The organism is Candidatus Vicinibacter affinis, assembly GCA_016714365.1.
Classification (GTDB): domain Bacteria; phylum Bacteroidota; class Bacteroidia; order Chitinophagales; family Saprospiraceae; genus Vicinibacter; species Vicinibacter affinis.
This window is the reverse complement of sequence record JADJNH010000005.1, coordinates 1,845,466-1,867,062: the sequence shown is the minus strand read 5'-3', so window position 1 is coordinate 1,867,062 and position 21,597 is coordinate 1,845,466. Positions and strand designations below refer to the sequence as shown.

Sequence of the window (21,597 nt, the reverse complement as noted above, 5' to 3'; positions counted from 1 at the left end):
TTGACTAAAAAAATATTAAAAAATATTTGCATATATAAAAAATGTCATACCTTTGATATGATAATTGTATCAGTGGATGCAATTTTTTAAATTTGAAATTTAATTTTGTTAACTAAATTGATTAAACATGGCAACTACAAGTAGTGCAAAAAAGTCAACAGGTAAAAAAGCTGCTGCTAAAAAACCTGCTGCAAAAAGCGGAAAGACAGCAACAGCGAAGAAAACTGCTGCTAAGAAAACTACTGCAAAAAAGGCAACTGCTAAAAAAGCAGCTCCTAAAGCTGCTGCTAAAAAAGCAGCTCCTAAAAAGGCAACTGCTAAAAAAGCAGCTCCTAAAAAAGCAACTGCTAAAAAAGCAGCTCCTAAAAAAGCAACTGCTAAAAAAGCAGCTCCTAAAAAAGCAGCTCCTAAAAAGGCAACCGCTAAAAAAGCAGCTCCTAAAAAGGCAACCGCTAAAAAAGCAGCTCCTAAAAAGGCAACCGCTAAAAAAGCAGCTCCTAAAAAGGCAACCGCTAAAAAAGCAGCTCCTAAAAAGGCAACCGCTAAAAAAGCAGCTCCTAAAAAGGCAACCGCTAAAAAAGCAGCTCCTAAAAAGGCAACCGCTAAAAAAGCAGCTCCTAAAAAGGCAACCGCTAAAAAGGCAGCTCCTAAAAAAGCAACTGCTAAAAAAGCAGCTCCTAAAAAAGCAACCGCTAAAAAAGCAGCTCCTAAAAAGGCAACCGCTAAAAAAGCAGCTCCTAAAAAGGCAACCGCTAAAAAAGCAGCTCCTAAAAAAAGAACGGCTAGCCGTGGCAGAAAAAAGGCCGAAGTTGTAGCTCCAGTTGAAGTAACTGAAGTAATGACTCCGACTATGGAATCTTAGGATTTTTTTAAATCTTTATAAAAACTCCGCTCCTTTCAGAAGCGGAGTTTTTTTTTTATGCTAAAACACTTTTGTGAACGCGGGTTAATCTTGTTGAGTCATGATGTATATTTGCATATCTTATTTTTTACCTTTTACCTTATCAAATCAATAAAACAGGAATCATGCAGGTAGCGACAAAAATTCAATCCAACGAATCTACTCACGATACATTTCCAATATTAGGAACTGACCACATTGAATTTTATGTTGGTAATGCAAAACAAGCGGCACATTTTTACCAGCATGCATTTGGTTTCGAAATGGTAGCTTATAAAGGTCCGGAGACCGGATCTAAGGATCTTTGTTCCTATGTACTCCAGCAGGATAAAATCAGGTTTGTACTGACCTCTGCTTACAAACCAGATCATGAAATTAGCAAGCATGTACAACTTCATGGGGATGGTGTTAAAGTACTTGCCTTGTGGGTAGATGATGCCAAGCAAGCTTTCCAACTGGCTGTCGATAAAGGAGCTGAAATCGCATTTGAGCCCCAAACATTTAAAGACGAATTTGGAGAAGTTGTGATGGCTTCTATTAAGACATACGGAGATACCATTCATACTTTGGTGGAGCGTAAAAATTACAATGGTTCCTTTTTACCAGGGTATGTATCTAAATCCGGATTAAAGCATGTAGTTTCTACGGGCCTGAAATATGTGGATCATTGTGTCGGGAATGTTGAACTGGGATCAATGAATAAATGGGTTCAGTTTTACCAAGAGGTATTAGGTTTCAAATTATTAATCACTTTTGATGACAAAGACATTTCTACTAAATACACCGCACTGATGAGCAAAGTGGTAGCAAATGGAAATGGATATATCAAATTCCCAATCAACGAACCCGCACAGGGATTAAAGAAATCCCAAATTGATGAATACCTTGAATTTTACAATGGCGCCGGGGTTCAACATATTGCCATTGCCACCGACAATATACTCCAGACGGTGAGCATGCTACGGGAGAATGGAATAGATTTTCTATATGTTCCGGAAGTTTACTATGAAGATGTAATGGACAGGGTCGGACAAATAGATGAAAATCTAGAAGATCTTAAAAAGTTGAACATACTTATTGATCGAGATGAGGATGGATACTTACTCCAAATATTTACAAAACCACTTCAAGACAGACCCACTGTTTTCTTTGAAATTATTCAGCGCAAAGGAGCAAAGTCATTTGGAAAAGGAAATTTCAAAGCACTTTTTGAAGCCATTGAACGCGAACAGGAAATCAGAGGAAATTTATAAACTTCTCTAATATCAAACATTAGACCTGAATCAAGACAAATTGATTTTGGTTTACAGGCTTTTTTGAAGTCTCCAAATTTTATAATACATCACAAGTGCAGCAGCTGTGCAGATGAGCATGAGTGCAACCCTCAAGGTACCCATTTGATGGCCGCTTTCAAGACTATTTTTTAACGGTAGCAACAAGGTGAGAAAGATGATTCCGGTAAGGGCTATCACGATTTTAAAAAATCTTTCCGGGGCATTGAGTAAAGGCCTGTGAAAAAATGACAACAATATTCCTAATGCCGGGACAATCAAAGTATGATTATCCCTTCCTGAAGCCTGAAAACTCCATAGACCCAACATTACCAAAGCGACTGCGAGAAATAAATTAATTCTATAAGGGTACATTATTAAAGATCTTTAATTAGAAAAATTATTGATTTTCATCTTTGCGAGGTGGTTTGACTTCTTCATAAATTTCGTCTTCTTCACCTGTACTGCTGTTTGGTAAAATACTGTTATCCATGTTTAAAGAATTCATCATGGATTTAAATGTTTCACAATTTAACTCAATGCCTATATCGCCTTTAGGTCTCGCAAAATCTACGTCCGTCTTAAATTCAGCTTCCGGGGTTTCTTCCAACTTATGCATAAACTTCATAAAAAACGGTTTCGCCATAACTGAACCCTGACCATTTTCTAAAGATAAAAATCTAATCCATGGATCTTCACCTCCAACCCAGGTTCCAACCACTAAATTTGGTGTAATGCCCATAAACCAACCATCCACATAATCATTAGTAGTTCCTGTTTTACCACCGACAGGAGTTTTCAATCCATAAACCTGTCCTGATTTTCTGAGCAAGTCTACCATGACATAATTATAATTTGGAGAAAGTGCCAAATTCCGAATTGCAGAATTTCGATAGATCACCCTTCCTTCTTTGTCTTCAATTTTGGAAACAAAATAAGGTTTTACATATTCACCATCATTTGCAAATGTGGTATACGCCCCGGTCATTTCATAGACTGAAAGATCAGCAGATCCCAGTACAATGGATGGCCATCTGGGAATCAACAATCCCCCATCTCTTCTTTTTGCCGTACTGTCAATGCCCATGTTGTGAAGCAAGCCTCGGATAGGCTCCACGCTTCCGAGCAGTATCACAAGTTTAACTGTAATTGAATTTTTGGAATACGCCAAGGCCTTATACAAATTATAATTGCCGCCGGTAAATACTTCAGCATTGCCGGGTGACCATGCTTCCGGCAAGTGAAAATTAGGATCATTTGCCGGAATCGTATATTGGACATCCTGAAACTCATTACATGGAGAAATATTTTGAAGTGCTATGGCTGTTGCATATACGAATGGTTTGAATGTAGATCCTACCTGTCGTCTGGAATTGACATGATCATATTTGAAATATTTGAAATTGGTACCACCCACCCAGGTCTTTATTTCACCGGTATGAGGATCCACACTCATTGAACCAATTTGCAAATGCTTCCGATGATATTTTATGGAATCAATCGGGGCCATCTTGGCTTTCTTCTCTTCTCCGGTAGCATAATCATAGATGAGCATATCTACCGGTGTGGTCATTTGAACCCGCATGTCTTTTTCAAATGAGGACCAAAGTTTCTGAATCATTGGCCATTGCTTGCTCTCTAGAATCTTTTTTGAAAATTCGTACTGTGTTTTGGTGAGCTGTTTTTTATTGTACTCTTCTTTGAGGAATCCGGGTTTCAATTTTTCATTTATTAACCTTTGAATGGTTCTATCCGTTACATCCACTTTTCCAATTTCAGCTTCCAATTGTGCAATAATTTTTCCATAATATTTATTCCACACAAATTGATAACGCTCTGTTTCACGAACCAGATTATTCAGGGCATCTTTTCTGATCCGTTTCATGTTGTCATTATCGTCTTCAACCTTTTCCCACGGATCCTGGTTAGTCCACACATTGAAATAAGCTTTTTGAACATTGACCATATGTTCTCTGGCAGCTTCTTCTGCCAGTCTTTGATATACAGGATTAATGGTGGTATAAATTTTTAAACCATCCTGATAAATATTGTATTTTTCACCATTGGGTTTAAGGTATTCATCCTGTTCAAATAAATCTTTCAACCACTTCCCTAATTCGATTCTGAAATGAGGGGCAATCCCATCGAGGTGAGTCTCGCGTTTGAAAAGTGAAACATCAAGTGGTAACTTTTTATACGCTTCCAATTGCTTGCTGCTAATGACGCCTTTTTGCTCTGCGAGTGCAAGTACTGTGTTTCTTCTTTCCTTTGCAAGATCCGGGAATTTCTTTGGATTGTATAAAGTAGGATTCTTCAACATTCCTACGAGCATGGCTGCTTCGTCTAATCGAAGATCCTTTTGATCTTTCCCAAAGTAAGTTTTTGCGGCCGTTTGCACCCCATGTGCTTCATAAATAAAATCAAATTTATTCAGATACATGGCTATAATTTCTTCTTTGGTATAACCTTTCTCAAGTTTTACTGCTGTCAACCATTCTTTCAATTTGACACGCACCATCATCATGGTCCGGACCAATTTACTTTTACCTTTCAAGTTTGGCCTTTCAAATAAAAGCTTTGCAAGTTGCTGTGTAATGGTACTTCCTCCTCCCGATTCTTCTTTACTCAACAGCAAAGTTTTAAAAAAAACTCTTATTAAAGCCCATGAGTCTATTCCTGAATGGTTATAATAGCGTGAATCTTCTGTGGATAAAAGACATTGCACCAAATATGGATTCAGACTGTCATACAATAAGAACTCTCTGTTCTCATTGTAAAACTTCCCCATTACTGACAGATCATTGGAATAGATGAGACTTGCCTGATTGTAATTTGGATTTTCCAATTCCTCAAAAGTTGGAAGATTGTCAAAGGAAATAATCAGGATGAGCAAATAGGAAAATAAAATAACTGCCAACAACATCTTCCAGACAAAGCCAATAAACTTCCTAAACCAGGGTTTGTCTTCCTTGGATTCTCCATTGTAAATATCCGTAAGTTTAAACTCGCGAATAAAAATGGCCCAGCGTTTTTTAAAATTTTCCCACATTTAAGTAAAAATTCAACTGCAAATTTCGTCTAAAAATTGCAGTCCTCCAAAGTTTTATTCACCAGTTCTGCATCCACCTCCACACCATATTTTGGCTGGCCGGGACGCTCAAGTAAAGTCATTCTAATTTTTCCTTGCAGATTTTTTTTGTCTGCTGACATCCATTTAAGAATCCCAGGAAAGTCTGCTGCCTGTGGCCTCCATGCACCTAAGAAGGGCAGCATCATTTCCTTGATTTGAGGAAACCATTGGGCCCTCCAGGCAAACTTTTGGGATGAAAGCCATGACTCGTATATAATTCCATACGCAACAGCTTGTCCATGCAGCATCTCGTGAGGGCTGTTCAAAAGCATGCCCTCGATGGCATGTCCAAAACTGTGTCCAAAATTGAGGATTTGGCGTAATCCTGTTTCATGAAAATCCTTCTGTACGATTTCCATTTTAAATCGCACTGATTTTCTGATAAGTTCAGGAAGAAGCTCCATTTCCGGTAAACCCGGCCTTTGTCTCAACTCTTCCCAAAATGGTGGATCCTGAATCAACGAGTGCTTGATTATTTCCACATATCCATTTTTAAGTTCCGATTCTGAAAGTGTTTTTAAGAAAGCCGGTTCAATCAGTATAGCTTTGGGCAACTTGAACAAGCCTATTTGATTTTTGAATTGCATAAAATTAATTCCGGTTTTTCCTCCCAAAGCAGCATCGGCCATCCCCATCAAACTGGTAGGAATATAAATACAATCGATTCCTCTTAATAAAACCGAAGTACAAAACCCGGTAAAATCTGTCACAACGCCTCCACCCACTGCCAAGCAAATTGTCTTTCTACCGACTCCATTCTCCAATGCAAAATTCCAAAATCGCTCACATTCTGCAAGACTCTTGGTTTGTTCACCCACAGGTAATTCAAAAATCAAAGGATTCTCCAGGTTCAATTGTCCAAGCATATAAGGTATACAATGCTGCCTAGTATTGGCATCGCAAACAATCAGCGTGCCGGAATATGGAGTTCTGGACAATATGGAAGAAAGCCTTTCCCAGGGTTGTTGAAAAAAAATCAAGCTGTCTGTAAATGGTGTACCTGACATGTGTTTGGATTATGGCCGCAAGGTAAGCCTTTGACTGCTCTTATGTGAAAGAAAATGGCAAACTATTTTCTAAGAATTTTCATTGGATCCACGTAGTTTACCTTCAACTTCAATTTTAGTTTTGATTCTAAGTTAAAATACATCCTGTTATCCATGAAATAAAAATTTCTGATATTAAAATCTTCCAGTTCACCATTCATGTTCAATCCATGTACTAATTCCTTATCATCCAGCAGAGTTTGAATAGATTCTTTATAATCCTTTATCATAGTGTTCAATTGCTCCTCCAATGTTTTTTTGATTTTTCCTTCTGCAATCCCTCTGACCAGAGAAAATATTGCTTTGTTGATGGATTTACCATTTTCAACTTTAAGCTTTAATTCTTTGAGTTCAATCAATTTACTTTCCTGATTGAATTCAGGAATAAAGGTCATCAGAAACCTTCCATTGAAAGCACCGGTTGAGTTAAAACCAACAGAAACTTTATCTTCTTGACCGGATAGATTGAGGGAGGTGATTTTTATCCTGGCCATTCCTGATCCGAATTCTTGATTCTCGACCGCTTCTTTGGTAAGGATTTCAAGATAATTTACCGGAATTCTGGATTGCAAATAAAACAAACTGCTCTCTTCAACATAGGGACGCATGGAAAAGGTGAGGTCATTATACAACTCCTCTGGTTTGCTTTCCGAAATAACATTTTCCAAATAAATCAAAACGGGTAATGAAATCTCATTGTTGCGATAGCTTGCAGGTCCAAGCGCCAGCTCTACCGGACTGGAATAAACATGGATGATGTTGTCTTCGGTGGAATAAAAAGGGGTAGTAAAAAACTGTTGTACTGATTTTTTAATTTTATTAAGATCCAGATTTTTAACGAGTGTCAAATCCAGTTTGGCACACAATTCTGATTTATATCTTTTGACAATCTGATTGGCAATTGGCTCTATCGGTATAGGAAGACCATAAACTTTCAGAATTGGCTTTTTTAACCATCGATAATCAATCAAATCAGTCTTGCTCAAAATCTGGTTGTTAAAGATATCCAGCTTGTTGACCAATTGAAGTTCAAGTTGCCCGATTGCTTTCACTTGACTGATTTGCGACCGGGGCTGGATTTCCAGATCAATCGGCAAAACCAGATGGATGGTGTTGTCCACGGCCTGAACCTGCATTTGACTGGCAAGTCTGGCTTTGCATTTATAACCATCCTCCAACACCAGACCTTCTCCAATGGTGGTATTGACCAATTCATTCACCACTCTGTTCAACTCATAATCTGAAATACTGATGTTGAAATTAACCGTGGAAATCGGTATTCGTTTCAGATTTATCATTTGTTGGGCATCTTTAAGAGGTGGGGCAATTTTCTTACTGCAGGAGAATGGCACACAGATCATAAAAATAACCACCAACCAAAGTATTTTATAAAGTTTAGTATCAGTAATACATCCTGTTTTTTCAATCATGTACTCTATAAACTAAGTTACCCTGATAAAATTGTTCCATACAAATAATTGCTTGTGCCAAAGATATTCTTACAATTTTAAATCCGCAGGATTGTAGGCTATTGATTTTAGCACTTTTCCATCCTCTTTCCTGTACACCAAAAATTGATTTCCTTTGTTTTTGATCTCTGAAACGGTACCTTTTTCGCTAAAATATTTTGCCTGAGTAGCGAGCGCTTCTTCATAAGTATTGCACGCCTTACTCATATTAGATCGCTGCACTTCATCAAAAAGTGATTTAAATTTATTCCCCAACCCAAATTCCAACACAGCTCCTGAAAGTACATATTGCAGATCACACAAGGCATCTGCTATTTCCCTCAGGTCATTTGTTTCTACTCCTTCTCGCAGTTCTCTTAGTTCTTCTTCCAAAAGTGCCAATCTCAATTTACATCTATCCATTGAAGGAATGGCGGGCTCATCCAAAACCGGCATGTCAAATAAATCATGGAAGTCTGCTACATCATTGAGTGCCTGAGGTTCTTTAAAATTCCTTTTGTTCATGTTTTCTCCATTTGGTCTGCAAAATTACATATTTAGCTTATTTATATAGGATAAAACTGAATATATCTGCACACCAAGGTTCATAGAAATTCACTTTGGTAACAATTTGGTCACATTCACTTAACACAGAGTTATTAATTAGTTAATCTTAGCAAAATGGCCGCCTGTAAGCATCTTCGTACCTTTGTGGAGTAAATAATTTAGAAAAAATGTTGAAATTTAAGCTAATTTTTATCATGCTCTTAGCCACATTGAGCATGCATGCACAAAATGCAATTATACAAGGAACCATCATTGATAAAGCGTCTAAAGAGCCTATCATTGGAGCAACCATCATGGTTGAGGGCACTCAAATAGGAACTACCTCAGATTTTGAAGGAAAATTCACACTTAAGAATTTAGTTGCAGGCCAACTGACCATTGTTATCAATTACATTGGATATATGAAAATCACAAAAGCATATAACCTGGAAAAGAATTCGAAAATTGAAGAATCCTGGGATCTGGAGGAAGAATCCACTGTGTTGGCTGACGTTGTTGTAATAGGAAAAGTAAACAAACAAAATGCTTCTGCCATAAGCCTATTGCAGCAAAAATCTTCTTCTATGGTTAGTGGAATTTCCAATGAGGACATCAAGAAAAGTCCGGACAGAAATACGAGTGATGTATTAAAAAGAGTAAGTGGAGCGAGCATTCAGGAAAATAAATTTGTTATCATACGTGGTTTGGCAGACCGCTATAACAATGCCCTTTTAAACGCCAACCTTCTGCCAAGCACAGAGCCAGATCGTCGTTCCTTCAACTTTGATCTTTTCCCTTCAAGTGTACTTACAAATCTGGTTATTTACAAAACAGCTACGCCTGATCTTCCGGGGGAATTTGCAGGAGGAATTGTTCAGGTAAATACTAAAGAAGTTTCAGAAAATCCCTTTATGGAATTGACACTCGGAACGGGTATAAATTCCATTTCCACCTTCAAATCATATAACTTTTACGAGGGTGGCAATACAGATTGGTTAGGATATGACAAAACCAAAAGAAGCCTTGACCCGAATGTTACTAAAGAAGCTTTGAGTAACAATACGACCCGATATGAAAATTCAAGACTGGTCGCCAATGACTGGAAGGTAAGTTCTTTTAATTCCATGATGCCATCTCAAAATCTACAACTTTCTGCCGGAAAGAATTTTAATGTGTTTGGTAAAAAATTAGGAATTCTCGGCGCCCTAAGTTATCAAAACACCAATAGAATTCTCCAAATAGAGAGGAATGACTTTAACATTGACAAAACTCAGCTGTATTCTTATTTAGATGCTCAGTATAAAAAACAATACAACAATGCCGGCTTACTGAATGCCACACTCAGTCTGAACAGTAGAAATAAAATAACTTTAAATAATCTAATGACTGTGATTGGCGATGATCAATACATTGAAAGATTGGGGCATGACATCGAACAAACCAGGCAGATTAAGGCTTATTCAATGCTGTACACAAGTACATTCCTTCTGAACAGTCAGCTTATCGGAGAACATGAGTTGAGTAAATCCGGTACTCTTTTAAAATGGGCTTTGTCGAGATCAGCCATCAACAGAAATACACCTTCCTACAGAAGGATGACCTATATAAAAAATGATGATGCAGAACCTACCGATCCATACTATGCTTACATACCTATTGGCGCACCTTCACCGAATTATGCGGGTAGATTCTATTCAGATCAAACAGAAAAATTATATACAGGTCGTGTTGATTTAAGTTTACCTATTAGGGGCAACGATCAAAACCAAATCAAGATTGGTGCTTTTACAGATGTGAGAGACCGCAATTTTGATGCCCGAGTATTTGGTTATACTTATTCCAAAAATTACGTTGCGCAAGAATTACTCACTCAGGAAATTGGTGACATACTGGATCATAAAAATATCAATGAAAAAGGTTTTGTTCTGAAGGAATCTACCAATCCAAACGATTCATATGATGCCTCTTCTGCAAATGTTGGTGGATATGCTATGTTGGATCATCATTTCTTTGGAAACAAAATCAGATTTATCGGTGGACTTAGGTTAGAAGCTTTTAATCAACAGTTAAACACTTTTGAATACGGAGGCAGTCCTATCGCCATTAACAGCCAGGTATATGATTTTCTTCCATCCATTAATTTAGTTTATAAAATTAACGAAACTTCCAATCTACGTTTATCCGGAAGCCAAACGGTAGTCCGACCAAATTTTAGAGAATTGGCTCCGTTTTCATTTTATGATTTTAATCTATCTGCTGCGATCGTCGGGAATCCTGATCTTAAGCGCACTCAGATCATGAATTACGATTTAAAATTTGAAAAATTCTTTAGTGCAGGACAACACATCAGCGCCTCAGCTTTTGTGAAAAAATTCAAAAATCCTGTAGAACAGTTGTATGAAACGCTTGGGGCAGGAACCAGAAATTTTCTGTTCACCAATGCGGATGCAGCATCTAATTATGGTATTGAATTGGAAGCTCGATATAATCTGAATCAAATCACTCCTGTCTTAAATAATTTTCAGTTCAGAACCAACCTGGCGTGGATCAGTTCAATGGTAGACCTTAGCAAATTTGCCGGTCAAAATCAATCAGAACGACCGTTGCAAGGGCAATCACCTTATCTACTTAATTTCGGTTTGTCCTATCAGCATCCGGATCTTGGATTGGCTGTAAATGTATTGTACAATAAAATCGGAAGAAGAATCTGGTTGGTAGGAAGTAATGGATATCTTGATACTTACGAGGCTCCTAGAGATTTGTTTGATGTGCAAATTTCTCAAATGCTTGGAAAGAATTTTCAAATAAAATTTACAGTGTCTGACCTATTCAATCAACCTTATACTTTTTATCAAGATCAAAACGGATCTAAAAAATACGATGCCGATGACACCTTGATCCTTCAAAATACTTTTGGAACAAACTATTCATTGGGTTTAACTTATATGATTAAGTAAGATACATTTCAACACTTTTTTTTTAACGGTTGTCCATGCAGATGGGCAGCCGTTATTTTTTTAACTAAATTTTAAACTCCCCTTGATCACTATTTGAATTTTGTTCAATGAAATAAAAATATTTTATCACATTCCATTCAATTATCAAAAAATTAATATTGCAGCAAAGATTTAGTAACCATTTGGTAACATCCAAGGCCCCTTTCCCGTATTGACCTGTCGTAATTTTGCAGTGAAAAGATTGAGAATTTTAATTTATCTAAAAAGCTATCTATGAAGAGATTGTTACTTTTAAGTTTTATTTTTTCTGCTTTTTTACTGAATGCACAAAATGTGATTCAAGTGAATGCAGACATTACCGGCAACACCACATGGGAATCGAAAAATATCTATGTGCTCACCGGTGCATCATTCATTTATGTAAAAAATGATGCGGTGTTAACCATTGAAGCTGGAACCATTATCAAAGGTGATCCGGCAGCTTTGGTCATTACAAGAGGTTCTAAAATTATTGCCGATGGAAAGGCAGAGATACCGATTGTGTTTACCTCCAACAAACCTGCAGGACAAAGGGCTCCAGGCGATTGGGGTGGACTGTTAATCCTTGGAAAAGCCAAAGTAAATTGTCCCGGTGGAGAGTGTAATGTAGAAGGAGGACTTGATCCGGTATTGGGTAAATACGGAGGCCAGGACGATGCAGACAATTCAGGAATATTGCGCTATGTGCGTGTAGAGTTTGCAGGTATTGCCTTCCAACCGAATAATGAAACCAACAGTTTGACCTTAGGAGGTGTGGGTTCAGGTACAACTATCGATCACGTACAAACCAGTTTCGGTGGTGATGATGCATTTGAATGGTTTGGCGGAACTGTAAACGGAAAATATCTGGTGGCCTATAAAACCATTGACGATATGTTTGATACTGATTTTGGCTTCACCGGAAACGTACAATATGGACTTGGTGTGAGTGATCCTAACCTTGCGGACATTTCAGGATCCAATGCATTTGAAGCGGACAATGATGCACAAGGAAGCACGAATACACCTATCTCAAGAGGGGTATTTAGTAACATGACTATTATAGGTCCAAGACAAGATGCAAGCTCAACATTTAATACTAACTTCAGAAGAGGTGCTCACCTTAGAAGGAGTACACAACAGAACATCGTGAACTCTATTATTTCAGGATTTCCAACCGGTATCAGGTTGGAAAGTGCAAACTCTGAAAATTTTTATTTGAACTCGAAAGAACTTCAATTGAGAAACAACATCGTTGCTTCTGTTGGTAAATTATTTGATTCTACCTCAACTACCACACAGATTATTTCAGATTCTTTCAGACTTCAAAACAGGATATTAAATACTTATGGCGAATTAAATCTGACTTCTCCATTTGGCGCCGTGGTAAATCCAGTTCCGGCTGCAGGATCTCCTGCATTAACCGGATCAGGATTTTCAGGAATGCCTGCCTTTTTTGAGCGAACAAATTACGTAGGTGGATTTGGTGGAAACAACTGGACCAATTGCTGGTGTGAGCAAGATCCTGTAAACGCTGATTATTCTAAATCTCCGCTAGAGTATATTGAATCCAATATTACTATCAACGCTCAAATAAATGCAGGAGAAGTAAAATTTACCACTTCTGCCAGTTCCAATTATACATACAGCTGGGTATTTGGAGACGGAGGAACTTCCACTGAAGCCAATCCGACGTACACGTATAAAAAATCAGGAAAATATACTGCTACTCTAACAATCTCGAATGCACGTGGTTGCACTAAAACAATTACTAAAACTGTGGAAGTCATTACACAGCAAAATGTAATTTTAGTTAGTTCGGATATAACCGTTGATACCAAATGGGAATCAAAAAACATTTATGTATTGACCGGAACTGCGTTTATCTATGTAAAAAATAATGCTACACTAACCATTGAACCAGGAACAATCATCAGAGGTGAGCCTGCAGCATTGGTTATTACAAGAGGATCAAAAATTATCGCAGACGGTCTTCCAAATAAACCTATTGTTTTTACATCCAATAAAGCAGCCGGTCAAAGAGCCCCAGGCGATTGGGGTGGTCTTTTAATGTTGGGAAATGCCAAGGTAAATTGTCCCGGAGGAGAATGTACTGTTGAAGGAGGTCTCGATCCTGTGTTGGGTAAATATGGCGGACAAAATGATGCAGACAATTCAGGCATACTGCGCTATGTACGTATTGAATTTGCAGGTATTGCCTTCCAACCAAATAATGAAACCAACAGTTTAACGTTGGGTGGTGTAGGTTCAGCAACTACCATAGAACATGTACAAACCAGTTTCGGTGGTGATGATGCTTTTGAATGGTTTGGTGGAACAGTGAATGGAAAATATCTAATGGCTTATAAAACCATTGACGATATGTTTGATACTGATTTTGGTTTTACCGGAAATGTACAATATGCTTTGGGTATCAGTGATCCAAATCTGGCAGACATCTCAGGATCAAATGCATTTGAAGCAGACAACGATGCACAAGGTTCTACAAACACTCCTCAATCACAATCCATCTTCAGCAATATAACCATCATTGGACCAAGAGAAAATTCAAGTTCTACTTTCAATACTAATTTCAGAAGAGGTATTCACTTAAGAAGAAGCACTAAAGAAAGTCTTGTCAATTCAATTATTGGAGGATTCCCTACAGGTGTGAGATTGGAAAGTGCAAATAGTGAAAATTATTTTTTAACTTCAAAAGAGTTGAAATTGAATGGAAATATTTTCACTTCCAATGGAAAACTTTTTGATTCTACATCTGTAAATACCAAAACCATCTCAGATGAATTTGTAAAACAAAACAGAGTGTTGGCGACATGGGCAGAAACTGGTTTAACGGCACCTTATGCTGCCAAATCAAATCCTCTCCCGACAGCAAGTTCACCTGCGTTAAGCGGTTCAGAATTTACCGGACTTCCTGCATGGTTTGAAAGAACTACTTTTGTAGGTGCATTCAGCACAAACAACTGGACTGATTGCTGGGCTGAATACGATCCGGCGAATGCTGATTATTCTGCTTCTCCGATTGAATATTTTTCAGAAGTTCTGAATATCAATTCAACCGCAAATAACGGCACGGTATCTTTCGGAATTAACAATCCGGGAAACTACAGCTACAGCTGGAACTTTGGCGATCAATCCGCAAAATCAACTGAAGCAAATCCAACTCATACTTATTCGACTTCCGGCAGATTCACAGTAGTTCTTTTGTTAACCAACGACAGAGGCTGTGTGAGAGAACTTACTAAAGTTGTAGATGTATTAACTGCAACTAATAATCCGGTAGAAAATTCAAGTGTGCAAGTATCTCCAAATCCAAATAGCGGAAACTTCCGATTGACCGTTCAAACTTCCATAAGTTCAGACATGAAAGTTGAAATTATAAACTCAATCGGTCAGGTTATGCGTACGCATACAACCAAAGTACAGGCCGGACAAGAAAGCTTTGATGTAAATTACCTTTCTAAAGGTATGTACACTGTAAAAGTGACTATTGGGTCTAAGCAGATGGTTAAGAAAATACAGGTTTTATAAATTAGCTAATTTGAAAATTAGCTAATTAGTTAATTTGGTAAGAATAAAATTCTTGTAGTTTACCGATATTGATATTGTTTTCGTAGCTCATTAGCTTTAAAGCTAATGAGCTATTTTTTTTTTGAAAATAATCAACTTACCATTAACCCATTTTCAAATTAACTCATTAGCACTTTAACATTTCCCATCATTAACCCATTAACTAATTTTCAAATTAGCTAATTAAAATTTATTCTTCTTTCATAAACGGATATTCATAAGAAAGAGGCGGATCAAAATTTTCTTTGATGGTTCGAGGAGATACCCATCGGATAAGATTGAGTACCGAACCTGCTTTGTCATTCGTACCGGAAGCCCTTGCACCTCCGAATGGCTGCTGATCTACGACGGCACCTGTTGGCTTGTCATTGATGTAAAAATTGCCGGCAGCATTTCTCAGTACATGAGAACTGTGCAGGATGACTTCACGTTCTTTCGCAAAGACTGCACCCGTCAAGGCATAATCTGAAGTCTGGTCCACTTTATGAAGTATTTGATCATAATCTGCATCATCATAAACATAGATGGTTAAAACCGGTCCAAACAACTCTTCACACAAGGTAACGTAATCAGGGTTGGTAGTAAGGATGATGGTAGGCTCAATATAATAGCCGATGGATTTATCACATTTACCTCCGGCGATGATTTTGGCATCAGGAGATTTTGCGACATCGTCTATGTAAGATTTTAATTTGTCAAAAGATTTTTCATCGATGACTGCGTTGATAAAATTTGTAAAATTTTCGGGGTTTCCCATTTTCATGGAATCAAGATCTTCGCGCATGAAACCTTCAATTGCCGGCCATAGGCTTTTGGGTAGATAGGCACGGGAGGCTGCGGAACATTTTTGGCCCTGAAATTCGAAGGCGCCACGGGAAAGAGCCACTGCAACTGCTTTTGGATTGGCGGAAGGGTGTGCAACTACAAAATCCTTTCCACCGGTCTCCCCTACCAGTCTTGGAAACGAACGATATTTAGCAAGATTGTTTCCGATTTTCGCCCAGATATTTCTGAACACGCCGGTAGAGCCCGTAAAATGCAATCCTGCAAATTCTCTATGTTCAAATATTACACTTCCGGCAGTGGCACCATCGACGAAAACCAGATTGATGACTCCTGGAGGAAGACCCGCCTCTTCCAGAATTTCCATGATGAGTGAGGCAGAATAAATTTGAGTTTCCGCAGGTTTCCATACTACTGTATTGCCCATCAAAGCCGGGGCACAAGGAAGGTTACCCGCAATGGAAGTAAAATTAAATGGAGTCAGTGCGAATATGAATCCCTCCAGAGGGCGATATTCCAGCTTGTTCCACATCATGGGCATTGAATTTGGCTGGATTTCGTAGATCTGCTTGAGATAGGCCACATTGAATCTGAGAAAATCACAGAATTCACATACGGCATCGATTTCAGCCTGATAGATATTTTTTGACTGTCCCAACATGGTCATGGCGTTGGTGCGTGCATGGTAACGTCCTGCGATTAAATCTGCAGCCTTTAGAAAAATGGCAGCGCGATCTCTCCAATCCATTTTCTCCCAGCCCTCCTTAGCCGTCAATGCAGCGTCAATGGCAGCCTGAACTTCTTTTGCAGAGCCTTTATAGTAATACCCAAGGGTATGACTTAATTCATGTGGCGGATGGATCCTTCTTCGATCATCAGAAGCAACCTTTTGTCCATTGATGGTCATTTTGATGTCCAGTTGGGTGGATTTTAACTCAGCCAGTACTTTTTTTAGTTCTATTTTTTCCTTTGATCCGGGTGCATAGTTCAGGACCGGTTCATTTTTAGGAACAGGAATTTGATTCATGTTGCGATTTTTAATTTGCCTGCAAAGAAACGACGCTTCCGGCAGAAAGCCATGAAATCAGCCTGAAATCAATGCTCGGTAATAGACATTCCACTGATATCGTTCAGGATAAGCTGTGGGACAAAAGCACTGATGTCACCTGCTCCCAGGATCAGTTCCCGCACAATGGTAGAGGAAATATGACTTAACTCGGGACGGGCGATAAAAAACACGGTATCCAAATGCTTCTCCACGGTGTGGTTGATTTGTGAAATGGTCCGTTCATAATCGAAGTCGGCAGCATTGCGAATGCCACGAATGAGATAATCAGATTCTATTTTTTGGCAATATTTGAGGGTAAGGCCCTGATAGTCGTCGACCTTTACCTTGGGCTCATATTCAAAAATGGACCTTAGCCATGATTTCCTTTGCTCAAGTGGAAACAAATATTTTTTTTGAGAATTCACACCGATGGCAATTACGATTTCATCAAAGAGTGGCAATGCACGGCGCACAATGTCTACATGTCCGATGGTGATGGGGTCAAAGGATCCAGGTAAAACTGCTATCTTTTTTTTCATATAGGCTTATTGGCTCAAAGCTAAGCATTCATCACCGTTCATACAAAAAACTAGGTTTAAATGGTCCTTGGAGAGAAATTCAAAAATAATGAATGACGAACTACAAATTTTCCTTCAGGGGTTGAAAGCTGATTTTATAGGCTTCGTATAACCCTTTGGTTGCGGTGGCTGGAAATTGGATCATTTCAGACATGCAGGAAATTCTGGAAGCCGGAATTTGTTTGGCCAATAATTTTTTAATGGCTTCTGCACGTGCCATACCCAAATTTTCATAAGGGCCGGAATATTGTTCCCGAGATTCATACAAACCCGTCACCACCGTCATCAATCCTGTTCTGGCCACCCGCATCAAAGAATCCCGATACATATAAAATTTTGGGCTGGTGAGCACACTGTCAGAATCATAAGTAAAGAATACATATTGTCCCTCCTCAAAACGAATATGGGAAGGGATCGGAGGCACTTTTTTATCAGCAACATTTCCGGATTGACAGGCGAAAACTGCCAGCATGATGAATAAAAAGACACTACCGGAATTCCACAAATACTCCCTACTTAATTTTAGTTCACTCATTTTAGGCTTATTGTCCAACTGCAAAAATACATTGGATACAAAACATAATCGGATTTTAAAAAATGAAATAAATGATGAAAGTCTTGCATTCCGGTTTTTGAAATTGTATATTTGAAATATTCGGATAGAAAAATCAATCACAAGAGATTAAGCATCATCATCTATTTTAAAAAATTAAACATTCAACATGCAAAAGGAATTTGACAAGGAACTTTTATTTACGAAAGATTTTCCAGAGCGAAACCGAAAGGCATTAGCAAAAGAAGTCGAATCCTATAAAAAAAATCCTTACACACGAGAACAGGTGGAGGCGCAAATCAAACGTATGTGCAAAAGAACGGAAGGGAGAAGGAAGGTTTAACCCATCAGACTTTTCTTTCCACTTTTATAGGAAGGTACTTTTTTTGCTGGTATGCAGCCTACACAATTGTCAAGGCTATAAATTCATCCTGCAAAAAAAGTACTTCTCACAATCTATTCCTCCGGCCTTTAAATCAACGGTCGTAAAAGAATATACTCAACTCTGTTTGGTTGCTGCTCCAGTCCACTGATCCAAGGTGCCTTTCCATTGGCATTCCCTGAAATTCATAGTTCTCCTGATAACTCAGTTGTTTTACCTTGGCCTGAGCGTCCGGTCCAGTCAGGATCTTACCGATTAATTTACCTGGTTGCCATACATCCATAGGAAAATCTTGCAACACAATAGCTGATTGATAAGTCCACAATCCTTCGAAGGCGCTGCCGGTGTAAATCGCACTCAGATAGTTTACTTTTTTAAAATCATCGGACATGGTTCCTGAAATTCTGCAGATGTAGGTTGCCTGTCCCTGACTGAATGTAAATTCCGTTTCAAAATTGTTTTTGTTCCACTTAATTGCCGGAGCGGTGGACTCCACTTTGTTGGACCAAACAATTGCAGGAATATCAATACCATCGCTCGTTTTGATGGTACTCGGTGGAGTAGTATTCATACCCTTGAGCGTGATGGCTATTTTAGGCCAAATCGTGACATGAATGGTGGTCTGAACTTCCGCCACTATTTTATTTTGATCGAGGTCGGTTACTTTTAGAATGACATCAAAATCCCCTATATCCTCGTATTTGTACACAAAAAATGTATCCGAACTGGTAAATGTTTTATTGTTGCCAAAATCCCATTCATATCGTGCGTTTTTAGGTGCTGATCCATTGTTGCGCGCAAGAAATTTAATTTCTGTATTTACAGCGATGGAAGTGTCCACCGGTTCTATCCAAATGTCTTGTTTGCGAATGCGAAACCACTGGAATCCTATCCAGCTTTCATACTTACTTGAGGGAGGTGTGCCCTTCAGGTTGAATCCAATGAGGGTATCAGATTCAAACATTTCGATTGGATGGACAATGTTTGGATAGCGAACCCACTGGTTGCTTTCTTTATCAAAAATAACGATTCCCGGATTGAGATTGTAGGAAGCATTCAAGCCCTCAACCACGAAATTGAATTCTCTGAATGGAATGTAATTTGTGATTTCATTTTTTGCGAGCGGTTTTAGTTCAACCCTGCTGTAGGCCGGATCGATGGGAACTGCAAACACCTTGTAGGAAGGAAATATTCCTTGTTCGATGGTTTTGTTTTGCACCTTATTCCACAAGAAAGTCATTTCATCCGGAAGCATTACGGAAGACAATGGCAGGAAGGCAATCTGATCACAATTAAATGTGATCCCTTCATCCAAAGCTTTTTTATTGGCAGCTGAAGTATAAGGTTTGAATTTTTTCTGAACCATGTCATACTCAATGGCACTTTGCGCGCCCGGATAGTTGGGATCATAAACCTGAATTTTGGCAGTCTGTGAATTGATTTCATAACCAAAAGCGATAATCATATGTGCCGTGTCGGAGACCGTGCTTTTCACATAAAGCAATTGTGGTTGATTAATGATCAGTAAATTATACACAATGTTCCAGAATCGGTCTTCCTCCGGAGCATTGAGCATTTCACCTATACTCTGATTGTTGCTGGTGTAGAATACTTCCTGAATCCTGTGAATGGCCGTAGCAAAATGCAACCCAGTCGCATCGTCCTCCCATATACCGGGTGTTGGAAAACCCAGTCCATTGTTATCAAAATAACTGTACAACTTCAATCCTGATTTAAAATTTTTATAGTAGTAGGCCGCACCTATACTCATGCCTGCACAAATTCCTCCAGCCTCAGGGTAAGTTCCGTAATTGACAAAACTCCAACCATTGACCAGCGGATCAAAAAATGTGTTAAATCCTTTTCCCTCTATAATCAGTCCTTTTTGAACATCGCTGACAACTACCAGGGAAAAATGCCTGACGGCGACCTCCACAAACTCAGACGTAGAGCGCACTATGGGTATCCCTTCCAATTCACCCGTTGCTTTGTCATAGTAGAAAGCCATTCTAATGCGTCCCGCTACTTCTGTTGAAGGAATCCTAAGGCTCATCATTTTCTCAGAAAGGCCGCCACCATTGGTAATTTGAATTAAAGGACTGACCGGATTAAAAAACGCTCCAAGCTCATGAGACTCGATCGCAGCATAAGACACCTTGAATTCTCTTGACTCCGGATAAGCACCGGGAGGAATCGTTATTTGAAGCCCATTGATTAAAGAATCAGAACTTGTCACTTCCAATTGCCCTCCTGAGATACCAATGTTTTCAATGCTGACTTCCACACTATTTCCTGTTACTATCTTTCCTGAATCATTGACTCCACCTTCATCCTCTTTATTACACGCGATGGAGACTCCCAGCAGCAACAGTAGACCCAAAACCAAACCCTTAAAAATCAGTTTATTTCTCATCTTTTAAAATTTAAAATTGTACTTTTTCAGAGCTTAATTAACCATGATTTGGGTAAAAAAACAATGACCTTGATTAAAGGCTCCGCTGACATTTATCATGCAGCAAAGTATCTGTGAATCCGCTTAAAAATATTTACAATGGATTGGACGAAAAAAGTTGTTTTGAATTGCTGCAACTTAAAAATAAGCTTATCTTTGAATATCGTATGTTGACGACATCAGAAAACAGGTATGGATTCCCAACTCCGGAGATGTACACCTCCATTGAATACCCATTAAATTATCTACAGAACAAGTTGGATGCACTTCAAGAGAAACAAGAGGATGTGATTATTGTCTCAGTGGATTATGGAGATTGTTGGGCTTTGGAATCATTTAATTAAAATAATAAATTTTCACAGGTTTTGAGTTGGTGAGCGAAGCATCTCGTCCAGTATTGCTTTCACTTTTAAGAAAAACGTATCTTTGAAATATCTCTTCTGGATATACTCCTGTGAAATAATCAACGCGATAACCAATGACATGGTTACCTGATCTATAATCCAAAGCCTCTTGTTAATTGATTGATTCATGTAAACCTTTAAATAATCATTACCCAGTGACTCCACTACAAACTTTGTTAAATCAAGAGGTATCTCCGCAATTTACAGCTTGTGGTATTTACTCATTAAAGTCTCTTGTAAATGGCAAATTCCAGGAAACCAGCAATCGTCACGGGGTCTCCATTTTTATCTGATAGGGTCCAAAAGAATGATTTTTATAGACCGGTCCTTGTTGTCTTAGCGCGTCTACCATCAATTCATTTTCAATGAAATATGTTCCACCATTAATATATGGTTGATCTCCACCATTTTTAAACGGATATTGATATTGTGCGAATGATTGTGTGATTATAACTAGATATAGATAAAATACAACAGCGCTTTTCATTA

At 38.5% G+C, this 21,597-nt stretch carries 17 protein-coding genes; 6 read left to right on the top strand and 11 right to left on the bottom strand.

Annotation, left to right across the window (positions count from 1 at the left end; translation table 11 throughout):
• Window positions 1-127 precede the first annotated feature (127 nt).
• Window positions 128-862: a histone H1-like repetitive region-containing protein gene (locus IPJ53_07405; GenBank protein MBK7798921.1), complete on the top strand. Its 735-nt coding sequence runs from the start codon at window positions 128-130 to the stop codon at window positions 860-862.
• A gap of 164 nt (window positions 863-1,026) precedes the next feature.
• A complete protein-coding gene (hppD, locus tag IPJ53_07400) occupies window positions 1,027-2,154 on the top strand; it encodes a 4-hydroxyphenylpyruvate dioxygenase (GenBank protein MBK7798920.1) in 1,128 nt (375 codons plus the stop codon).
• A gap of 51 nt (window positions 2,155-2,205) precedes the next feature.
• Here hppD and IPJ53_07395 read toward each other — a convergent pair whose 3' ends face one another.
• The 5 genes from IPJ53_07395 to IPJ53_07375 form a co-directional block, all read right to left on the bottom strand.
• The gene (locus tag IPJ53_07395; GenBank protein ID MBK7798919.1) at window positions 2,206-2,547 is read right to left on the bottom strand and encodes a hypothetical protein; all 342 of its coding nucleotides are present in this window, start codon (window positions 2,545-2,547) and stop codon (window positions 2,206-2,208) included.
• Between the two features lie 25 nt (window positions 2,548-2,572).
• Window positions 2,573-5,221 (bottom strand): transglycosylase domain-containing protein, encoded by a 2,649-nt coding sequence (locus IPJ53_07390; GenBank protein ID MBK7798918.1) that lies wholly within the window; start codon window positions 5,219-5,221, stop codon window positions 2,573-2,575.
• Between the two features lie 29 nt (window positions 5,222-5,250).
• Window positions 5,251-6,309: a 3-dehydroquinate synthase gene (locus tag IPJ53_07385; GenBank protein ID MBK7798917.1), complete on the bottom strand. Its 1,059-nt coding sequence runs from the start codon at window positions 6,307-6,309 to the stop codon at window positions 5,251-5,253.
• Between the two features lie 62 nt (window positions 6,310-6,371).
• Window positions 6,372-7,778 carry a DUF4403 family protein gene (locus IPJ53_07380; protein MBK7798916.1) on the bottom strand — a complete coding sequence of 469 codons (1,407 nt, stop codon included), beginning with the start codon at window positions 7,776-7,778 and terminating at the stop codon, window positions 6,372-6,374.
• Between the two features lie 69 nt (window positions 7,779-7,847).
• Window positions 7,848-8,321, bottom strand: coding sequence for a nucleoside triphosphate pyrophosphohydrolase family protein (locus IPJ53_07375; protein ID MBK7798915.1), 474 nt, complete (start codon window positions 8,319-8,321; stop codon window positions 7,848-7,850).
• A gap of 209 nt (window positions 8,322-8,530) precedes the next feature.
• Here IPJ53_07375 and IPJ53_07370 point away from each other — a divergent pair, with 209 nt between their 5' ends.
• Window positions 8,531-11,299 (top strand): TonB-dependent receptor, encoded by a 2,769-nt coding sequence (locus IPJ53_07370; GenBank protein MBK7798914.1) that lies wholly within the window; start codon window positions 8,531-8,533, stop codon window positions 11,297-11,299.
• Between the two features lie 273 nt (window positions 11,300-11,572).
• On the top strand, window positions 11,573-14,869 hold the full coding sequence (locus IPJ53_07365) for a PKD domain-containing protein (protein ID MBK7798913.1): 3,297 nt from the start codon (window positions 11,573-11,575) through the stop codon (window positions 14,867-14,869).
• A gap of 229 nt (window positions 14,870-15,098) precedes the next feature.
• Here IPJ53_07365 and pruA read toward each other — a convergent pair whose 3' ends face one another.
• The 3 genes from pruA to IPJ53_07350 form a co-directional block, all read right to left on the bottom strand.
• Entirely contained in the window at window positions 15,099-16,718 is a 1,620-nt protein-coding gene (gene pruA, locus IPJ53_07360) for an L-glutamate gamma-semialdehyde dehydrogenase (protein ID MBK7798912.1), read from the bottom strand.
• Window positions 16,719-16,786: 68 nt separating this feature from the next.
• Window positions 16,787-17,278, bottom strand: a complete 492-nt coding sequence (coaD, locus tag IPJ53_07355) for a pantetheine-phosphate adenylyltransferase (protein MBK7798911.1) — start codon at window positions 17,276-17,278, stop codon at window positions 16,787-16,789.
• 100 nt (window positions 17,279-17,378) lie between these two features.
• Window positions 17,379-17,852 carry a hypothetical protein gene (locus IPJ53_07350; protein MBK7798910.1) on the bottom strand — a complete coding sequence of 158 codons (474 nt, stop codon included), beginning with the start codon at window positions 17,850-17,852 and terminating at the stop codon, window positions 17,379-17,381.
• Window positions 17,853-18,039: 187 nt separating this feature from the next.
• On the opposite strand from IPJ53_07350, the gene IPJ53_07345 reads away from it, so the two are divergent.
• Window positions 18,040-18,213 carry a hypothetical protein gene (locus IPJ53_07345; GenBank protein MBK7798909.1) on the top strand — a complete coding sequence of 58 codons (174 nt, stop codon included), beginning with the start codon at window positions 18,040-18,042 and terminating at the stop codon, window positions 18,211-18,213.
• Window positions 18,214-18,346: 133 nt separating this feature from the next.
• Here IPJ53_07345 and IPJ53_07340 read toward each other — a convergent pair whose 3' ends face one another.
• Window positions 18,347-20,665: a PKD domain-containing protein gene (locus IPJ53_07340; protein MBK7798908.1), complete on the bottom strand. Its 2,319-nt coding sequence runs from the start codon at window positions 20,663-20,665 to the stop codon at window positions 18,347-18,349.
• Window positions 20,666-20,778: 113 nt separating this feature from the next.
• On the opposite strand from IPJ53_07340, the gene IPJ53_07335 reads away from it, so the two are divergent.
• On the top strand, window positions 20,779-21,048 hold the full coding sequence (locus IPJ53_07335; protein ID MBK7798907.1) for a hypothetical protein: 270 nt from the start codon (window positions 20,779-20,781) through the stop codon (window positions 21,046-21,048).
• A 12-nt stretch (window positions 21,049-21,060) separates the two neighbouring features.
• Here the strand turns inward: IPJ53_07335 and IPJ53_07330 are convergent, their stop codons facing one another.
• Both IPJ53_07330 and IPJ53_07325 read right to left on the bottom strand, forming a co-directional pair.
• Window positions 21,061-21,237, bottom strand: coding sequence for a hypothetical protein (locus tag IPJ53_07330; GenBank protein ID MBK7798906.1), 177 nt, complete (start codon window positions 21,235-21,237; stop codon window positions 21,061-21,063).
• Between the two features lie 139 nt (window positions 21,238-21,376).
• Window positions 21,377-21,595, bottom strand: coding sequence for a hypothetical protein (locus tag IPJ53_07325; GenBank protein ID MBK7798905.1), 219 nt, complete (start codon window positions 21,593-21,595; stop codon window positions 21,377-21,379).
• Window positions 21,596-21,597 lie beyond the last annotated feature (2 nt).

Coding starts and splice junctions, on each gene's coding strand:
- IPJ53_07405 (MBK7798921.1), top strand. CDS start 128: ATGGCAACTACAAGTAGTGCAAAAAAGTCAACAGGTAAAAAAGCTGCT.
- hppD (MBK7798920.1), top strand. CDS start 1,027: ATGCAGGTAGCGACAAAAATTCAATCCAACGAATCTACTCACGATACA.
- IPJ53_07395 (MBK7798919.1), bottom strand. CDS start 2,547: ATGTACCCTTATAGAATTAATTTATTTCTCGCAGTCGCTTTGGTAATG.
- IPJ53_07390 (MBK7798918.1), bottom strand. CDS start 5,221: ATGTGGGAAAATTTTAAAAAACGCTGGGCCATTTTTATTCGCGAGTTT.
- IPJ53_07385 (MBK7798917.1), bottom strand. CDS start 6,309: ATGTCAGGTACACCATTTACAGACAGCTTGATTTTTTTTCAACAACCC.
- IPJ53_07380 (MBK7798916.1), bottom strand. CDS start 7,778: ATGATTGAAAAAACAGGATGTATTACTGATACTAAACTTTATAAAATA.
- IPJ53_07375 (MBK7798915.1), bottom strand. CDS start 8,321: ATGAACAAAAGGAATTTTAAAGAACCTCAGGCACTCAATGATGTAGCA.
- IPJ53_07370 (MBK7798914.1), top strand. CDS start 8,531: ATGTTGAAATTTAAGCTAATTTTTATCATGCTCTTAGCCACATTGAGC.
- IPJ53_07365 (MBK7798913.1), top strand. CDS start 11,573: ATGAAGAGATTGTTACTTTTAAGTTTTATTTTTTCTGCTTTTTTACTG.
- pruA (MBK7798912.1), bottom strand. CDS start 16,718: ATGAATCAAATTCCTGTTCCTAAAAATGAACCGGTCCTGAACTATGCA.
- coaD (MBK7798911.1), bottom strand. CDS start 17,278: ATGAAAAAAAAGATAGCAGTTTTACCTGGATCCTTTGACCCCATCACC.
- IPJ53_07350 (MBK7798910.1), bottom strand. CDS start 17,852: ATGAGTGAACTAAAATTAAGTAGGGAGTATTTGTGGAATTCCGGTAGT.
- IPJ53_07345 (MBK7798909.1), top strand. CDS start 18,040: ATGCAAAAGGAATTTGACAAGGAACTTTTATTTACGAAAGATTTTCCA.
- IPJ53_07340 (MBK7798908.1), bottom strand. CDS start 20,665: ATGAGAAATAAACTGATTTTTAAGGGTTTGGTTTTGGGTCTACTGTTG.
- IPJ53_07330 (MBK7798906.1), bottom strand. CDS start 21,237: ATGAATCAATCAATTAACAAGAGGCTTTGGATTATAGATCAGGTAACC.
- IPJ53_07325 (MBK7798905.1), bottom strand. CDS start 21,595: ATGAAAAGCGCTGTTGTATTTTATCTATATCTAGTTATAATCACACAA.